Here is a 12,918-nt window from a genome sequence, read left to right as displayed (position 1 = left end):
ACCCCTGGCCGTCCGGCCCTCGCCGCCGCCGGGGGCTTGCACGAACGCCATCTTTTACCGGGCATGCACAGTGAATTGCACGAACACGCATTTACCGCGTGGCGGCGCGGGACTATAGTGGCCTCTTTCCCACCTGTTCAAGGAACGCCATGAAACTCTTCTATTCGCCGGGCGCCTGCTCGCTCGCCCCGCACATCATCCTGCGCGAAACGGGCACGCCGTTCACGCTGGTCAAGGTCGACCTGGGCCAGCACCGCACGCCCGAAGGCAGCAATTACTATGAACTCAACCCGAAGGGCCAGGTGCCGCTGCTGGCGCTCGACGACGGCACGACCCTGAGCGAAGGCCCCGTCATCGCCCAGTACGTGGCCGAACAGGCGGGCCAGCCGGCGCTGCTGCCGCCCGTGGGCAGCCTGGCCCGCTACAGGGTGCTGGAATGGCAGAACTACATCACTTCCGAGCTGCACAAGGCGTACAGCCCCCTGTTCGATCCCCGCTTCGACGCCGCCACCAAGGCCTTGTTCGTGCAGCAGCTGGGCAAGAAATACGCGTGGGTCAACAGCCGCCTGGAAGGCCAGGCCTACCTGACGGGCGATACCTTCACCGTGGCGGACGCCTATCTGTTCGCCGTCACGGGCTGGGCGCCGCGCGTGGGCGTGGACCTGTCCGCGCTGGCCAACGTGCAAGCCTTCCTGGCCAGGGTGGCCCAGCGCGACAGCGTCAAGGCGGCGCTGGCGGCGGAAGGACTGGGCAAGGACGCCTGACAGCCGCGCCGCGGTGCACGGCTCAGCTCTTTTCCGGCTTGCCGTGCATCACCATGATGGTTTGCTGCATCAGCGCGCACAGGGTTTCCCCGCCATCGCGCACGGCAAACACTTCCGCCTGCGTGACGATCAGGGTGCGCCCCGGGCGCACCACCTTGCCGCGCGCAATCAGTTTCTCGCCATCGGCGGGCGCCAGCAGATTCATCTTGTATTCCACCGTCAGCACGGACGCGCCGTCCGGCACCACCGTCATGGCCGCGTAGCCGGCGGCCGAGTCGGCGATCATGCCCACCACGCCGCCATGCACGAAACCGTGCTGCTGCTCGATGCCGCTCCAGTGGGGCACGTGGATTTCCGTGCCGCCATGCGCCACCACGGGCAGGCTGGCCCGGATCAGGGTCATGGCGTTTTGCAGGTCGAAGCTGGCGCGCACGCGTGCGGCGGCCTGCGGGTCGGGAAGGCGGGAATTGCTCATGGGCGAGGCTTTCGAGGTGGCAACGCCCTACTGTACCCCCTTGCGCCCGTTCCCGCCATGGGCGGTGCTTGCCTGCCCGCCCGGCAATTGCGGTAGTATCGCCATATCGGCGCCCGCCCTCCCCCTGCGCCCGCGAAAGGTCTGCCATGGAAGAAGAATATGAAGTGCCCAGCCCCCATGAACACGCCATGGAGGAGGCAACGGAAAAGGAACACGACGGCCTGACGCAGAAGATCGCCCTGATGACGGCCATCCTCGCCACCATCGGCGCGCTGATCAGCTACCAGAGCGGCAATGCGCAGAACGAAGCCATGTTCCTGAAGAACGAGAGCATCCTGAAGCAGGCGCAGGCCAGCGACCAGTGGGCCTTGTACCAGGCCAAGTCGACGAAGGGCCATATCGCCGAGGCGACGGCGGCGCTGGCCGGCGTGCCCGAAGTGCGGGCCCGCTACCTGGCGGAACAGGCGCGGCAGGAACGGGAAAAGCCGCTGGTGCAGGCGCAGGCGCGCCAGCTGGAAGAGCAGTCGCGCAAGCTGGGCGAGGCGTCGGAAGCGAAGCTGCGGCCGCACGAGCGGCTGGCCATGGCCCTGACCTTCATCCAGATCGCCGTGGCGCTGGCCGCCATCACCGTGCTGACGCGGCGCCGCTGGCTGCTGTGGGGTTCCGTGGGCGCGGCGGCGGCCGGCATCGTGGCGGCCGGCAGCGCCTTCCTGCTGTAGGGGCCGTCAAGCGGGCGGCACGATGCCCGTCCAGCCCGGCAAATAGCGGGCTTGCTGGCTGCGCGCCAGCTTCATCGCCTGTGCCAGTGCCTTGGGGAAATTTTTCTGCAGGCTGGCGGGCGCGATGCGGCTGCGGAAGAAATCGGCCCACAGGAATTCGCTGAACGGCGTCACGTCCTTGGCATAGCCGCCCGCGCTGCGCAGTTCGCCCGCCAGGCTGCGGTAGGGATCGTCCTGCAAGCCCGCCAGGTGGCGGGGGATGGCGGAAAAATCGCGGCGCAAGCCTTCGCTGTCGTAGGGATGCACCCACTGGTGGTGGTCCATCACATGCCAGAAGTGCACGGGTTCCAGCCAGGACAGGTCCTTGAGGATCATCAGGCTGACGCTTTTCACGCCTTCCTGGTGCAGCGCCAGGCCGAAATGGTGGTGGTCGACGATGTAGTGGCGCCCTTCGGGGCCTATGATGCTGGGAAACCAGTGGTCGGCCAGCGCCGCCGCGCGCGCCTTCCTGCCCAAGCTGGCCCAGTGGGCGCGCTTGAGCGCCACCTCGGCCATGCCCACCGTGATCTGCGTGGGCAGCAATTTGTTCAGCCTGGCCTTCACCAGTTGCGGTCTTGCGCGCGTCATGCCCTCTCCTCTTTCGTCCATGCCTGCTGCCAGCGTACCACAGGCGCGCTCACTTTTCCTGCCCTTCGCCGTCCAGCTGGCGCACGGCCTCGGCCACGCTCAGCTCGCTCAAGACGAGGCCAGGCGCGCCATCCTGCCGCAGCAGCAGGTCGCGCAGGGCCAGGCGCAGGACATCGCAGGCGGGCTCCTTCAGCCGCGCCAAGGCCAGGCGCACGCCTTGCCGGCGCGCAAAACCGGCAAAGTCGCGCAGCGCCTCCACGCTGCTGCCGTCGAGGTCGGGCGACTCTTCCAGGCTGAGGACGAGCTTGCCCACCTGGGCGCCATGCGCTTCCAGCATGGCGCGCGCCAGGTGCAGGCTGCGCTCGGCATTGACGAAGAACAAGGGTTCATCGAGGCGCAGGATCAGCATGCCGGGCTGCGCGCGGGCCGCCGGATACAGGGCCAGCTTCACGTAATCGTGGCTGTCGCCCAGGCGCCCGAGGATGGACAGGCTGGGCCGCGACAGACGGCGCAGCATCAGCAGCAGGCTGATGGCGATGGCCACCAGCAGGCCGTCGAGCACGCCGAACAGCAGCACGCCGGCAATGGCCGCCAGCACCAGCAGGCGGTCGCGGCGCCACGCGAAATACGGCCGCAGGGCCACGGGATTGAGGGTGTGGCTGACGGCATGGATGACGATGGCGGCCAGCACGGGCACGGGGATCAGGGCCACCAGCGGCAGCATGGTCAGCACGATGGCGCCCACGACGGCGGCCGCCACCAGTCCCGCCAGGCGCGACGTGGCGCCGGCCGCCTCGTTGGCGGAGGTGGCGGAATAACCGGCCCCCACCGGCATGGCCTGGATCAGGCCGGCCACCACGTTGGCCACGCCCAGCGCCAGCAGGTCGCGCTCGGGCGCCACGGCATCGCCATGCTTCAAGGCAAAACTGCGGATGGCGCCATACGATTCCGCGTACAGGATCAGGGCCAGGGCGAAGGCCAGTTCGGCCAGGCGCGTCCATTCCGCCTGCGTCAGGCGCGGCAAGGCGGGCATGGCGAGGGCAAGGTCGATGGCGCCCACCAGGGCCACGCCGTGGCGCGGCAAATCCAGCCATTGCCCGGCGGCGATGCCCAGGGCGATGACGATCAGGCCGGCAGGCCAGCGCTGCTGCCGCCGCAGCAGGAACAGCAGCAACAGCGCCGCCGCGCACAGGGCCGCGCCGCTCCAGTTCCACCGCCCCGCCGCCGCAGCCAGCGCGGGCAGCAGGTGCGGCACGTCGCCGGGCGCCTGCACGCCCAGCACGCCGGGCAGTTGCTTTACGATGATCACGATGGCCAGGCCGAAGGAAAAGCCCCGCAGCACGGGCTTGGCGATGAATTCCGTGATGCTGCCCAGCCTGGCCAGCCAGGCCAGCAGGAAAAACGCGCCCGTCAGCAGCACCAGTCCCGCCGTCAGCATCAGGCGGTGGCCCGGCGTGCCGCCCGGCATGGACGCCATGGCGGCGGCCAGCACGGCGGCCGAGGACGAGGTGGCCGAGACGATGGCAAAGCGGCTCGTGCCCAGCAGGCCGTAGCACAGCAGGCCGGCGAACAGGGCCAGGATGCCGGCCTGCGGCGCCAGGTTGCCGATGCCGGCATACGCCACCGCTTCGGGCAGCAGCAGGCCGGCGATCGACAGCCCGGCGCTGGCATCCTGCCAACGGCTGGTGGAAGACATGGATGACACTGGCGCTGCGGGCATGGCGACCTCCCCGGTAGGTGGCACTCGCGCTCCATGATGGGCCAAAACCGGCGCGCCGGCCACATTTGCTTACACTTGAGACAAATATCGCGTGCACGAACGGCCCCGGCAGCGCGTTTCAGCGGTGTGACACCTTTGATCACAGCCCAACCGGAGACTTCCATGAAAACCGCCATCCTGTCCAGCATCCTCCTGATCACCCTTGCCTCGGCCGCCGCCAGCAGCTTTGCCGCGGACACCACGTGGCAGAAAAACCACCCGCGCCGCGAACAGGTGAACCACCGCCTGGCGCATCAGGATGCGCGCATCCACAAGGAAGTCAAGGAAGGCGAGATCAGCAAGGGCCAGGCGGCCGCCCTGCACCGCGAAGACCGCAGCATCCGCCGCGAGGAACGCAGCATGGCCAGGCTCGATCACGGCCACATCACGCGGGCCGACCAGCGCGCCCTGAACCAGCAGGAAAACGTGGTCAGCAAGCAGATCGGCAAATAAGGCGGCGGCACGCCCCGCCCGCGCTTCAGGCGGCAGTTGCCCCGTTCGCCAGTATGGCGCGCCACTGGGCGGGCGTGTAGGCGAAATGCCGCGTGCGCGCGGCCCTGGCGATGCCGATGTCATAGCCGACGATGAAGGTGACGACGATGGCGTCCTGGCTGGCCGCCTGCGGAAAGTTCTGCAGCGCGGTTTGCGCGATGCGGCGCGCCAGGGGATCCGGGTCGGCCGGCTCGGCGGCCAGGAAAATGTTGATGTCCAGGCGCCGCGTGGGCGCCGGGCTGCCCGTTGGCGAGTAGGAGCCGAGAAACACGCCGGCCCCTTTCACGCCCGGCATGGCCACGAGGGTCTGCTGCAGCGCCCGCAGCGGCGCCACCCTGGCGTCCTCTTCCATGCGTTGCGACGGCAGCACGGCGGCCACGCACAGGACCAGCAGCGCCACGGCAGCGACAACGGCGTGGCCGCGCCACAGGGGGCCGGCCGGCAAGTCCGCCTTGCCCGGACCGCCCTTCACCACCACGGCGCCGACGGCCAGGTCGTGCAGCGATTGCCGCGCCGGCCGGTTGAACAGCAACAGGTAAAGGATGCCAAACAACAAGGCACCGCACAGCAGGGACACGCCGGTCGCCAGCCAGGCCGGTCCGGGTGCCGGGTCGGCGGCGCCATAGAGGAAATACGGCAGGCAAAAAATGCCGGTACGCAAGAAAGCAGCGGGCAAGGACAGCAGCTCGCCGCCGCGCGTGACGACGCGCAAGCCGAGCACGCGCATGCCCGGCGACCGGCCGCCGCCCATCGCGCTTTGCGTGCAGCCCAGGTAGAGCACGGCGATGACAAAGCCCAGCAGGCGGCCCCACGCTCCCATGGCGGAGAATGCCGCGAACAGCAGCGCGCCGGCGGCCACGCCGATCAGGCCCAGGATCAGCACGTCGATGAGGAAGGCGACTGCCCGGCGCCACACGGGGGCGATGACGGCGGCCCCGTCCGCCGGCGCAGGCGTTGCCTCGGCGGGCGCGGCGGCCAGCGCGGCCAGGCGCGCCTCCACTTGCCGCACCCGCTCGGGAAAGCGCGTGGCGTCGATGCGCAGCAAGACCTGTTTCAGCTGCGTGGCCGTGTAATGGCTGTAATCGGGCGCGTCCATGCAATATCCATAAGAAAAATAGATATTTTACCTGCAATGTTTCATTTCGGAAATTTTATATCCGCCCCGCCCCGCAGGCCGTCGCGCCAGTCTTGCCGCGCAACATCTCCCATCGCGTCCCGCCATATGCGAAAATGCCCGCCTTCGCCCTTGCCGGATCTTGCCCATGCTCCACACTGCCGTTGACATCCTGAGCGCTTCCGATGCGCGCCGCATCGCGCGCCATGCCCCGGCGGCCGACGCCGCCCGCTTCCTGCACCCCGCCCAGCAAGCCCTGCTGCACCGGCGCGGCTGGCTGACGATGCTGGCGCCGCGCAGCGCGGGCGGCGCCGAGCTGCCGCTGCCGCAGGTGGTGCGCCTGGAAGAAGCCGTCGCTGCCGTCGATGGCAGCATGGGCTGGGTGCTGACCCTGTGCGCGGGTGCGGGCTGGTTTGCGGGCTTTCTGGCGCCGGAGCTGGCGCAGCGCATCATCGGCACGCCGCGCGCCTGCCTGGGCGGCAGCGGCGCGGCCACGGGCTGCGCGGAGGAAGAAGGCGACGGCTACCGCATCACGGGCAGCTGGGATTACGCCAGCGGCGCGCCCATGGCCACCCACTTCACCCTGAACGCGCGCCTGCAGCGCGATGGCCAGCCCCTGCTCGACGAGGCCGGCACGCCGCGCATCCGCGCCTTCCTCGTGCCCGCCGCGCTGGTGCAGCTGGTGCCCTCGTGGAACAGCCTGGGCATGCGCGCCAGCGCCTCGCACAGCTACCGCATCGACGGCCAGTGGCTGGGCAAGGAGTACGGCTTCGCCATCCGCCCCGACGCCGCGACGGCGCCCGGCCCCCTGTACCGCTACCCCTTCTATTCGCTCGCCTACGTGACGCTGGCCGCCAACGTGGCCGGCATGGCCGGGCACTTCCTGCAGCTGGCCGGGGAATGCATGCGCCACCGCCGCCATGCGCGCGCCGGCCTGCCCCTGCTGGAGGTGCCGGAAGTGGCCGCCGTGCTGCAAGGCAGGCAGGATGCGCTGGCCGGCGCCCGCGCCCGCTTTTATGCCGTGCTGGACGACAGCTGGGCGCAGGTGGAAGGCGGCGCGGCGCTCGATGCCGCCGCCATGCAGGCCGTGCAAGCGGCGTCGCTGGACCTGGTGGCCGCCTGCCGCGCCGCCGTCGATACTGTCTACCCCTACTGCGGCCTGTATGCGGCCCGGGAAGACAGCAGCATCAACCGGGTCTGGCGCGATTTCCATACGGCCAGCCAGCATTCCCTGCTATTGCCCTGATCCGGGCTCATTGGGCCACGCGCACCACGTCGCCGTCCAGCACGCCGTCGGGCGGACTGTCGATGATGCGCTCCAGCCCTTCCCTGCCGCCGGCCAGTTCCACCACGTTGCCGAAGTCGCGGGCGATGGCCACCTTCTGCAGCCGCACCCGGCCCTGGGGCGTGACGGTGGCCACCTGCACGCCATCCTTGCCAAAGATCAAGGCGCCTGGCGGCACGGTGACGCCCCGCTGGGCTGCCGCGTCGGCAAAGCTGACGGTGGCAAAGCCGCCCGGCAGCAATTCCCCTGCGGCATTGTCGACCGACAGCTGCACCAGCATGGCGCCCGAGCCGGGGTTGATGGCCTGCGCCGAGGACAGCACCGTGGCGCCGTAGGTCTTGCCGGGGCGCTCGGGCACGGCCAGCTGCGCCTTCGCGCCCGGCGCCACCTGCGCCACCTGGCGCTGCGGCACGCTGGCATACACGCGCAGGCGGCGCACGTCCGAGACGACGAACAGCTCGCTGCCGGGCGCGCCGCCCACGCCGATCAGCGCGCCCACGTCCGTGTTTCTGGCCGTCACGATGCCGTCAAAAGGCGCCACCAGGCGCGCATAGCCCCGCAAGGTCTGCATGCGCTCGACATTCGCCTGCAGGGCGGCGACGGAGGACTGCCGCGCCGCCAGGTCGCCCGTCTTTTCATCCGTTTCCTGCTGCGACACGCCATCGATGGCGCGCAATTCCTGCCAGCGCCGTGCCGTGCTCGCCGCCAGGGCCAGGCCGCTGCGGGCGCTGGCCAGCTCGGCGCGCGCCTGCAGCAGCTGCTGGTCCAGGTCCGGCGTGTCGAGTTCGGCCAGCAGCTGGCCCGCCTTGACGGGCGCGCCGATATCGACGGTCCAGCGCTTCAGGTAGCCGCTGACGCGCGCATAGATGGGGGCGCGCGACCAGGCCTCGATGCGCGCCGGCAAGGCCAGCGGCGCCGGGGCCAGGGTGCCGGCCGACACCAGCTTCACGGTCAGCACCTGCGACTGCGCGGCCCGTTCGGCGATGGCGGCCGCGTGCGAGCGCCGCCCCAGCACGCCCGCGACGACGACGGCGAGCGCGATGACGGCCAGGCCCAGGCCCAGCAGCTTGTTGCGGGAACGAAAGAAATCAGCTGGCATGCGGCGGGACATAGGACGTGGCTCCGGTATCGGTGTGGGGTGGCGGCGGCGCCGGCTTGGCGCGGCGGGAAGGCTGGGCGTGCACGAGGCTGAAGACGACGGGCACGAAGACGAGGGTGGCGACGGTGGCGAAGACGAGGCCGCCGATAACGGCGCGCCCCAGCGGCGCATTCTGCTCGCCGCCCTCGCCCAGGCCCAGCGCCATGGGCAGCATGCCGATGATCATGGCCAGGGCCGTCATCAGCACGGGACGGAAGCGCACGTGGCCTGCCTCCAGCGCGGCCAGCGTCGCATCCTGCAGCACGTCCAGGCGCTCGCGGGCAAAGCTGATCACCAGCACGCTGTTGGCCGTCGCCACGCCCATGCACATGATGGCGCCCGTCAGGGCCGGCACGGACAGGGTGGTATTCGTGGCGAACAACATCCACAGGATGCCCGCCAGCGCGGCCGGCAGGGCCGAGACGATGACGGCAGGGTCCAGCCAGGACTGGAAATTGACGACGATCAACAGGTAAATCAGGCCCACGGCGCCCAGCAGGCCGAACAGCAGGCCGGAAAAGGCCCGGTCCATGGTACGCGCCTGGCCCAGCAGCTGCACCGTGGCGCCCTTGGGCACCTGGGCCGCCGTCTCGGCCAGCACCCGGCGGATATCGGCGGCCACGGCGCCCAGGTCGCGGTCCTGCGTGGTGGCGTGGATCTGCACCATGCCCTGCACGTCGTACTGGCTGACGAGGGCGCTGCCGGCGCCGCGCTCGACGGTGGCCAGCGCGCCCAGGGTGGCGGCATTCGCATTGCTGCCATTGCCGATTGGCAAGTTGTTCAGCGCGGCCAGCGTATCGAGTTGGTACTGCGGCGTCTGCATGACGATGGGATAGCTGACGCCATTGGCGGGATTCAACCAGTACGTGGGCGCCACCTGGCTGCTGCCGGCCAGGTTCACCACCAGGCTGCTGGTGACGTCGCGCGTGGTCAGGCCCAGCAGCTGCGCCTGCGTGCGGTCCACGTCCACGTTCAGCACGGGCGCCCGGTTCGACTGCTGGATGCGGGCGTCGGCCACGCCGGGAATGGTGCGCAGGCGCTTGAGCAGGCGCTGCGCGTGGGCATAGTTGGCCTCCGTGTCGCGCCCGCGCACCTGCACGTCGATGGGTGCGGGCGCGCCGAAGTTCAGGATCTGGCTGACGATGTCGGCGGGCGGGAATGAAAACGTGGTGTCGGGAAATTCACGCGGCAAGACCTCACGCAGCCGGCGCACGTAGTCGGCCGTGGGCCGGTGGCCTTCGCGCAGGGCGATCTGGAAGTCGCCGTCGTGCGGGCCCATCACGCCGGTATTGTTGTAGGTCAAGTTGATGCTGCTGGGCGGCAAGCCGATATTGTCCACCATGGTGGTGATCTCGGCGGCGGGGATCACGCGGCGGATGGCTTGCTCGATGCGGGCGAAGCGGGCCGCCGTCTCCTCCACGCGCGAACCGACGGGCACGCGCGCATGCATCAGCAGCTGGCCCGAGTCCACGGACGGGAAGAAATTGCTGCCGATAAAGGGCAACAGCAGGAACGACAGCGCCACGACGGCGAGAAAACCGGCGATGAAGGGCTTGCGCGCCGCCATCGCCGCTTCCAGCACCTCCTGATAGCCGGCGCGCAGGCGCTCGAAGCGGGCCTCGAAGCCGCGCTGGAAGCGCACCAGCGGGTTGCGCGTGGCGGCCACGGGCGCGTCGGCATGGGCGTGCTGGCGCAGCAGGTAGTTGGCCATGGTGGGCACGAGGGTGCGCGACAGGATGAAGGAGCAGATCATGGCGAACATCACGGCTTCGGCCATGGGCACGAAGAGGAAGCGCGACACGCCCTCCAGGAAGAACATGGGCACGAAGACGATGCAGATGCACAGCAGGGAGACGAGGGCCGGCGTGACGATCTGCTGCGCGCCGTCGAGGATGGCCGTTTCCACCGGCTTGCCCTGCTCCAGGTGCCAGTTGATGTTTTCGATCGTCACGGTGGCGTCGTCGACGAGGATGCCGACGGCCAGCGCCAGCCCGCCCAGGGTCATCAGGTTCAGGGTTTCGCCGAACGCGGCCAGGGCGATGATGGAGCCGAGGATGGACAACGGGATCGAGATGGCGATGATGACGGTGGAGCGCCAGCTGCCGAGGAACAACAGGATCATCACGCTGGTCAGCGCCGCCGCGATGGCCCCTTCCAGCGCTACGCCCTTGATGGCGGCCCGCACGAACACGGACTGGTCGTTGATGGGCACGACGTTCAGGGCGGCCGGCCACGACGGCTTCAGTTCGGCCAGCTTGGCGCGCACGCCGTCGACGATGGCCAGGGTGGAGGCGGAACCGTTCTTCAGCACCGACATCAGCACGGAGCGGCTGCCGTCCACGTGCACGATATTCGTCTGCGGCGCATTGCCGTCATGCACGTCGGCCACGTCGCGCAGGTAGATGGTGCTGCCGTTCACCACTTTCACGGGCAGGCGGCCCAGCTCCTCGACGACGGATGGCGCGCTGTTGACCTGCACCGTGTACTCCAGCGCGCCGATCTTTTGCGTGCCCACCGGCACCAGCACGTTCTGCGCCGCCAGGGCGGCGGCGATGTCCTGCGCCGACAGGCCGCGCGCCTGCAGCGCGTCGGGTTTCACGTCGATCTGCACCTGGCGCTGCTTGCCGCCGTACGGCAGGGGAATCGCCGCGCCCGCCACCGTCACCAGCGGCGTGCGCACCGTGTTCAGGCCCAGGTCGAACAGGTTCTGCTCGCTCAAGCCCTGGCCCGACAGGGCCAGCTGCAGGATGGGCACGGTGGCCGCGTTGTAATTGAGGATCAGGGGCGGCGTGGTGCCGGCCGGCATTTGCCGCAAGGCCACCTGCGACACGGCCGTCACCTGCGCATTGGCCACGGCGATGTTCGCACCCGGCTGGAAGAAGATCTTGACGATGCTGATGCCGGGATAGGTATTGGCCTCGATATGCTCGATATCGTTGACGGTGGTCGTCAGGCTGCGCTGGAACAGGGTGGAAATGCGCCCCGCCATCTGGTCCGGCGGCAAGCCCGTGTATTGCCAGGCGACGGCGATGACGGGGATGCCGATCTCGGGAAACACGTCGGTGGGCGTGCGCAGGGCCGCCAGCGGCCCGATGATCAGGATCGCCAGCGCCATGACGACGAAGGTATAGGGCCGCCGCAAGGCGACGCGGACTGCGTCTATCAGCACGAGAACTCCACTGGTGGGGATAAGGAAGGACGTGACAGGAAGGTAGCACAAGCGGCTGCCGCCGTCCCGGCATGGCCCTGTTTTCGCGCCACAAGATCCCGGACCCGCCCACTTGCGCGCCCTGCCGCGGCACGGTGGCGCTACTGTAAGGCGAGTGCGGCGCGGCGACTAGCGGGGCAAAACGGCATGCTCTTATTAGCTGGGCTAATGAATGGGGCCGGCGCCACGCCCCCGGCCTATGCCGCCGGCCGCCCTTCCACGGGGTAGCCGGGGTCCGTATAGCCATGCGTGGATGCATGGCCCGGCGCCACCAGCGCGTCGACGAAGGCGTCGTCCTCCGGTCCCAGCCGCAGCGCCAGGGCGGCCACGTAGGCATCCCACTGCGCCTCGGTGCGCGGGCCGGCGATGGCGGCGCTGATATAGGGATTGTGCAGCACCCACGCGAGCGCGAAGGCGACCGGGGTGGTGCCGCGCGCGGCCGCATGGGCGGCGACGGCTTGCGCGATGCGCAGCGATTCGGGGCGCCACTCCGTCAGCGCGATGCGCTTGTCGCCCCGCCCTGCCCGGCTGTCGGCCGGCGGCGGCGCGTCCGGCGCATACTTGCCGCTGAGCACGCCACGCGCCAGCGGACTGTAGGACACGCTGCCCAGGCCCAGGTGGAAGGCGGCCGGCAGCTGCTCCACTTCCGCCTTGCGGTCGACGATGTTGTACAGCGGTTCGCTGGCGACGGGGCGCGGCATGCCCAGCTGGTCGGCCATGCGCACGACGTCGGCGATGCGCCAGCCGTGGAAATTCGATACGCCGTAATAGCGCATCTTGCCCTGGCGTATCAGATCGTCGATGGCGCGCAAGCCTTCTTCCAGGGTCACGTCCGTCAAGGCCCGGTGGAAATACAGGATGTCGAGGTAATCCGTGCCCAGGCGCCGCAAGCTGGCTTCGAGCGACTGCGTGATCCATTTGCGCGACTGGCCCTGGCGGTTCGGCCCCGCCCCTGCCGCTGCGGGAAAGCCGAACTTGCTGGCCAGCACCCAGTCGTCGCGCTGGCCGGCCACGGCCCGGCCGACGATTTCCTCGGAGCGGCCCGCGTGGTAGACGTCGGCCGTGTCGAGGAAGTTGATGCCCTGCGCGTGCGCGCTGGCGATGATGCGCTGCGCCGTGGCGGCGTCGGCCTCGCCGCCGAACATCATGGCGCCCAGGCAGAGGGGCGACACTTGCAGGGCGCTGCGGCCCAGATAGCGGTAACTGCCGCGGAAATCCATGGGGGAAGGCATCTGCTCGCTCCTCGTTGATGTGATGGCGATCATGCTACGCGCCGCCGCCGCCCGTCGTCAGGGGGCCAGGCCGCATACGCTTATGCGCGGCGTGCATGACCGGGG

The 12,918-nt window shown here is 69.4% G+C and carries 11 protein-coding genes; 4 read left to right on the top strand and 7 right to left on the bottom strand.

Annotated elements, in window-relative coordinates; all coding sequences use genetic code 11:
* Window positions 1-149: 149 nt before the first annotated feature.
* A complete protein-coding gene (gene gstA, locus EBS11_RS19125) occupies window positions 150-764 on the top strand; it encodes a glutathione transferase GstA (RefSeq protein WP_290605363.1) in 615 nt (204 codons plus the stop codon).
* 22 nt (window positions 765-786) lie between these two features.
* Here the strand turns inward: gstA and EBS11_RS19120 are convergent, their stop codons facing one another.
* Window positions 787-1,239 carry a PaaI family thioesterase gene (locus tag EBS11_RS19120; protein WP_290605361.1) on the bottom strand — a complete coding sequence of 151 codons (453 nt, stop codon included), beginning with the start codon at window positions 1,237-1,239 and terminating at the stop codon, window positions 787-789.
* A 146-nt stretch (window positions 1,240-1,385) separates the two neighbouring features.
* Here EBS11_RS19120 and EBS11_RS19115 point away from each other — a divergent pair, with 146 nt between their 5' ends.
* Window positions 1,386-1,958: a DUF4337 domain-containing protein gene (locus tag EBS11_RS19115; protein WP_290605359.1), complete on the top strand. Its 573-nt coding sequence runs from the start codon at window positions 1,386-1,388 to the stop codon at window positions 1,956-1,958.
* A 6-nt stretch (window positions 1,959-1,964) separates the two neighbouring features.
* Here EBS11_RS19115 and EBS11_RS19110 read toward each other — a convergent pair whose 3' ends face one another.
* Together EBS11_RS19110 and EBS11_RS19105 are read right to left on the bottom strand one after the other, a co-directional pair.
* Entirely contained in the window at window positions 1,965-2,585 is a 621-nt protein-coding gene (locus EBS11_RS19110) for a ParB-like protein (protein WP_290605357.1), read from the bottom strand.
* A gap of 49 nt (window positions 2,586-2,634) precedes the next feature.
* On the bottom strand, window positions 2,635-4,281 hold the full coding sequence (locus EBS11_RS19105) for a SulP family inorganic anion transporter (protein ID WP_290605355.1): 1,647 nt from the start codon (window positions 4,279-4,281) through the stop codon (window positions 2,635-2,637).
* Between the two features lie 186 nt (window positions 4,282-4,467).
* Here EBS11_RS19105 and EBS11_RS19100 point away from each other — a divergent pair, with 186 nt between their 5' ends.
* A complete protein-coding gene (locus EBS11_RS19100; protein ID WP_290605353.1) occupies window positions 4,468-4,797 on the top strand; it encodes a hypothetical protein in 330 nt (109 codons plus the stop codon).
* Window positions 4,798-4,822: 25 nt separating this feature from the next.
* On the opposite strand, the gene EBS11_RS19095 is transcribed toward EBS11_RS19100, so the two are convergent.
* A complete protein-coding gene (locus EBS11_RS19095) occupies window positions 4,823-5,932 on the bottom strand; it encodes an RDD family protein (protein ID WP_290605351.1) in 1,110 nt (369 codons plus the stop codon).
* A 166-nt stretch (window positions 5,933-6,098) separates the two neighbouring features.
* On the opposite strand from EBS11_RS19095, the gene EBS11_RS19090 reads away from it, so the two are divergent.
* Window positions 6,099-7,196 carry an acyl-CoA dehydrogenase gene (locus EBS11_RS19090; protein ID WP_290605349.1) on the top strand — a complete coding sequence of 366 codons (1,098 nt, stop codon included), beginning with the start codon at window positions 6,099-6,101 and terminating at the stop codon, window positions 7,194-7,196.
* 7 nt (window positions 7,197-7,203) lie between these two features.
* On the opposite strand, the gene EBS11_RS19085 is transcribed toward EBS11_RS19090, so the two are convergent.
* From EBS11_RS19085 to EBS11_RS19075, 3 genes are all read right to left on the bottom strand, one after another.
* Window positions 7,204-8,346, bottom strand: coding sequence for an efflux RND transporter periplasmic adaptor subunit (locus tag EBS11_RS19085; protein WP_290605347.1), 1,143 nt, complete (start codon window positions 8,344-8,346; stop codon window positions 7,204-7,206).
* Window positions 8,324-11,539, bottom strand: a complete 3,216-nt coding sequence (locus EBS11_RS19080) for an efflux RND transporter permease subunit (protein ID WP_290605406.1) — start codon at window positions 11,537-11,539, stop codon at window positions 8,324-8,326. Before EBS11_RS19080 ends, EBS11_RS19085 begins: the two co-directional genes overlap by 23 nt.
* 239 nt (window positions 11,540-11,778) lie before the next feature.
* The gene (locus tag EBS11_RS19075) at window positions 11,779-12,813 is read right to left on the bottom strand and encodes an aldo/keto reductase (RefSeq protein WP_290605345.1); all 1,035 of its coding nucleotides are present in this window, start codon (window positions 12,811-12,813) and stop codon (window positions 11,779-11,781) included.
* Window positions 12,814-12,918: the final 105 nt, after the last annotated feature.

The sequence above is a fragment of the Janthinobacterium sp. genome (assembly GCF_009923995.1).
Taxonomy (GTDB): Bacteria; Pseudomonadota; Gammaproteobacteria; order Burkholderiales; family Burkholderiaceae_D; genus Janthinobacterium.
This window is presented reverse-complemented; position numbering and strand designations above follow the sequence as displayed.

Coding starts and splice junctions, on each gene's coding strand:
- EBS11_RS19105 (WP_290605355.1), bottom strand. CDS start 4,281: ATGTCTTCCACCAGCCGTTGGCAGGATGCCAGCGCCGGGCTGTCGATC.
- EBS11_RS19090 (WP_290605349.1), top strand. CDS start 6,099: ATGCTCCACACTGCCGTTGACATCCTGAGCGCTTCCGATGCGCGCCGC.
- gstA (WP_290605363.1), top strand. CDS start 150: ATGAAACTCTTCTATTCGCCGGGCGCCTGCTCGCTCGCCCCGCACATC.
- EBS11_RS19095 (WP_290605351.1), bottom strand. CDS start 5,932: ATGGACGCGCCCGATTACAGCCATTACACGGCCACGCAGCTGAAACAG.
- EBS11_RS19075 (WP_290605345.1), bottom strand. CDS start 12,813: ATGCCTTCCCCCATGGATTTCCGCGGCAGTTACCGCTATCTGGGCCGC.
- EBS11_RS19100 (WP_290605353.1), top strand. CDS start 4,468: ATGAAAACCGCCATCCTGTCCAGCATCCTCCTGATCACCCTTGCCTCG.
- EBS11_RS19115 (WP_290605359.1), top strand. CDS start 1,386: ATGGAAGAAGAATATGAAGTGCCCAGCCCCCATGAACACGCCATGGAG.
- EBS11_RS19110 (WP_290605357.1), bottom strand. CDS start 2,585: ATGACGCGCGCAAGACCGCAACTGGTGAAGGCCAGGCTGAACAAATTG.
- EBS11_RS19085 (WP_290605347.1), bottom strand. CDS start 8,346: ATGTCCCGCCGCATGCCAGCTGATTTCTTTCGTTCCCGCAACAAGCTG.
- EBS11_RS19120 (WP_290605361.1), bottom strand. CDS start 1,239: ATGAGCAATTCCCGCCTTCCCGACCCGCAGGCCGCCGCACGCGTGCGC.